Consider the following 2460-nt stretch of genomic DNA (forward strand, 5'->3'; position numbering starts at 1 on the left):
ACCGTTTATGTATTTTATGGAAAATGGGAGTAGGGATAAAATGAACATCCTTTATAATGACAAGGTAGATCTTCTCTATATTCGCTTAGATGAAAGAAAACAGGAAGTTGTAAACAAGCGAATCTCTGAGGATATTGTGCTGGATATAGGCAAAGACGAAAGGTTTATGTGAATTTAGAAAGGCTTTTGCCGATAAAATATGAAACCCCAAAAGGGGTCGCCCCTTAAGGGAAGAAAAAAAGGAAAAAAGAAAAAAAGGGGACAGGTAACTTTTTATTATCAAGAGTATCTCGTCCCCTTTTATTAATAGTTCTAATCAATTTTCCCCAGCTCTACTTTCATTCCAGAGAGTTCTTTTGGAGTGTTGTATTTTAAAATTTCAGGAGTTTTTGCGCGAGAAGTAGGAGGAAAAAGCACAATAGGAGGTTTAGAACTATGAAGGTTGCAACAGTAAATAAAATAATTGAAGATTTTAACCGTTTACCACTTGATGATAAAGAATATGCAGTAGAGGTAATTGAGAAGTAGCTGATAGAGGCTAAAAGGTTGGCTATTGCTAAAAGGGCTAAAGAAGCGATGGCTAATCTAAGAAAAGGGAATTCCAAGATAGGAAACATAAAAGAACTATATAAGGATTTAGAAAGTGATTAAGGTAATTTGGGATCAAGGATTGATGCTATTTTAATTTTTTAATATGTGTTATAATAAACACAAAAGAAATAGATATATTAAGTAAAAGGATTATCATATTAAAAATAATTTTGTACTCGTGAAAACGGGTATAAGTAGGATTTAATAAAGGAGGAGGACTGGAAAATGAGAGCAGATCTTCTAAAAAAGGATCTTGATTATTTTGAGTCAAAACTTGGTGAGCTTTTGGGGAAATCAAAAGGTGAGTATGCCTTGATTCATGAAGGACAATTGATAGATACTTTTAAATCTAAAGAGGATGCAATAAAAAGGGGATATGAATTGTTTGGTAATTCTCCTTTTTTAGTAAAGATGATTTCTGAGGTTGAGGATATATTAAATTTTACCTCTAATTTATTAGCGTCTTAAATTTGAAAGGAGATAAAATGCCCATCTTTTACCACTCAAATAGCTAATTTATATAAGTCAGGTCCTATAATTGAGGTTCTTATATCACCATCTCGATTACTAGTTCAAATGTTAAAAGATAAAAACCAGCCAATTCCTCAAAGTGTAAAAGTCTTAGCAATGATAGATACAGGAGCTACGAGCACAGTAGTAAGATCAGATATAATAGAGAAAATTGGAATAAGTCCAATAGGAGTTGTTAAAATCAATACTCCTTCATCGGTAGGAGTAGAATGTTATCAATATCAAGCAGCAGTAGTATTTCCTAATAATCTAGCGATCGAAACAGCAGATCTTATTGCAGCACCATTACAAGGGCAACATATTCAATGTCTTATAGGGAGAGACATATTAAAGCATGGAGTATTGATATATAATGGATATGCTCAGATTGTTACTTTTAATGTATAGAATTTACCTGAGCAAATAGAGGGGAAAAAGGGGACTACTTTAATTTACAAAGAAAAAACAAATAACAAAGCCTATAGAGTAAAAGGGGACAGGCTACTTTTTATTATCAAGAGTATCTTGTCCCCTTTTGTTAATAGTTCTATTCAATTTTACCTAGCTCTACTTTCATTCCAGAGAGTTCTTTCTGTCCGATAACCCTCTTTCTGGGCAATCACTATCTCTTGCATAAATCTATCAATTCGAAAGATTAAGAGTATGGACAGGGCAATAGGGAATCCCTGATTAGCGATGATGTCAGCTAAATTGTGTATATCCAATATTTACCTCCTTTCATCGAAAATGGTTGCAAGTTGCGAAATGCAAGGTACAGGTTTCGGTTTGCAGATGGATTCCTGCTACCTGCTTTCGCAGGTACAGGTTTTGCAGGAATGACAGGATCATTGAATTAGAGATTGCCACGCTCCCTACGGTCACTCGCAATGACATTGCGGGATTGGTAAATAGTGGTGCATTGAAAATATTTAACCGGGTGAATCAAGTCTACTTTTATTCCGGCTAATTTTTTCTGTACTTCCGAGAAGCGCAGGGAATAATATTCCCGATTCTGCTGATTTTAGGAGTTAGTGTCCACTTTAGTGGGGCAGTGAGAAAGTAAAATAGTTTGGAGTGTTGTATTTTTTAATATGTGTTATAATTATTTATAAAAATAAGTAGATGAACTATAGAAAGGTAGATAAACTATGGAGAAGGATATTTCTAAAATTGAAGATAAATTAAAATTAGTTTTGGAAAAAGAAAAAGGAATCCTTTTTGGTTATCTTTTTGGTTCCGTGGCTTTGGGAAAGGGCAATTTAGAAAGCGATATAGATCTCAATGTCATTAACTTAAGAATTCAAGAACAAAAGGACATCGGAAACAACTAAACTAATAGGTGTTTCCGATGTCCTTTTG

General features: G+C 33.9%; 5 protein-coding genes. 4 read left to right on the plus strand and 1 reads right to left on the minus strand.

Annotated features, from left to right (window positions below; translation table 11 throughout):
- The first annotated feature begins 40 nt into the window (after positions 1–40).
- From COZ07_RS10130 to COZ07_RS10140, 3 genes are all read left to right on the plus strand, one after another.
- On the plus strand, positions 41–172 hold the full coding sequence (locus COZ07_RS10130; RefSeq protein WP_406608448.1) for a DUF2283 domain-containing protein: 132 nt from the start codon (positions 41–43) through the stop codon (positions 170–172).
- 644 nt (positions 173–816) lie between these two features.
- Positions 817–1059 carry a hypothetical protein gene (locus tag COZ07_RS10135; RefSeq protein WP_406608444.1) on the plus strand — a complete coding sequence of 81 codons (243 nt, stop codon included), beginning with the start codon at positions 817–819 and terminating at the stop codon, positions 1057–1059.
- A gap of 108 nt (positions 1060–1167) precedes the next feature.
- Positions 1168–1509 (plus strand): retroviral-like aspartic protease family protein, encoded by a 342-nt coding sequence (locus COZ07_RS10140; protein WP_406608445.1) that lies wholly within the window; start codon positions 1168–1170, stop codon positions 1507–1509.
- A gap of 149 nt (positions 1510–1658) precedes the next feature.
- Here COZ07_RS10140 and COZ07_RS10145 read toward each other — a convergent pair whose 3' ends face one another.
- The gene (locus tag COZ07_RS10145; RefSeq protein ID WP_406608446.1) at positions 1659–1826 is read right to left on the minus strand and encodes a hypothetical protein; all 168 of its coding nucleotides are present in this window, start codon (positions 1824–1826) and stop codon (positions 1659–1661) included.
- A 423-nt stretch (positions 1827–2249) separates the two neighbouring features.
- On the opposite strand from COZ07_RS10145, the gene COZ07_RS10150 reads away from it, so the two are divergent.
- Positions 2250–2432: a nucleotidyltransferase domain-containing protein gene (locus COZ07_RS10150; protein ID WP_406608447.1), complete on the plus strand. Its 183-nt coding sequence runs from the start codon at positions 2250–2252 to the stop codon at positions 2430–2432.
- Positions 2433–2460 lie beyond the last annotated feature (28 nt).

Source organism: Candidatus Infernicultor aquiphilus (genome assembly GCF_002784285.1).
Classification (GTDB): Bacteria; Atribacterota; Phoenicimicrobiia; order Phoenicimicrobiales; family Phoenicimicrobiaceae; genus Infernicultor; species Infernicultor aquiphilus.

Excerpts from the sequence above, each read along its gene's own strand:
- COZ07_RS10130 (WP_406608448.1), top strand. The coding sequence starts at position 41 with ATGAACATCCTTTATAATGACAAGGTAGATCTTCTCTATATTCGCTTA.
- COZ07_RS10135 (WP_406608444.1), top strand. The coding sequence starts at position 817 with ATGAGAGCAGATCTTCTAAAAAAGGATCTTGATTATTTTGAGTCAAAA.
- COZ07_RS10140 (WP_406608445.1), top strand. The coding sequence starts at position 1,168 with ATGTTAAAAGATAAAAACCAGCCAATTCCTCAAAGTGTAAAAGTCTTA.
- COZ07_RS10150 (WP_406608447.1), top strand. The coding sequence starts at position 2,250 with ATGGAGAAGGATATTTCTAAAATTGAAGATAAATTAAAATTAGTTTTG.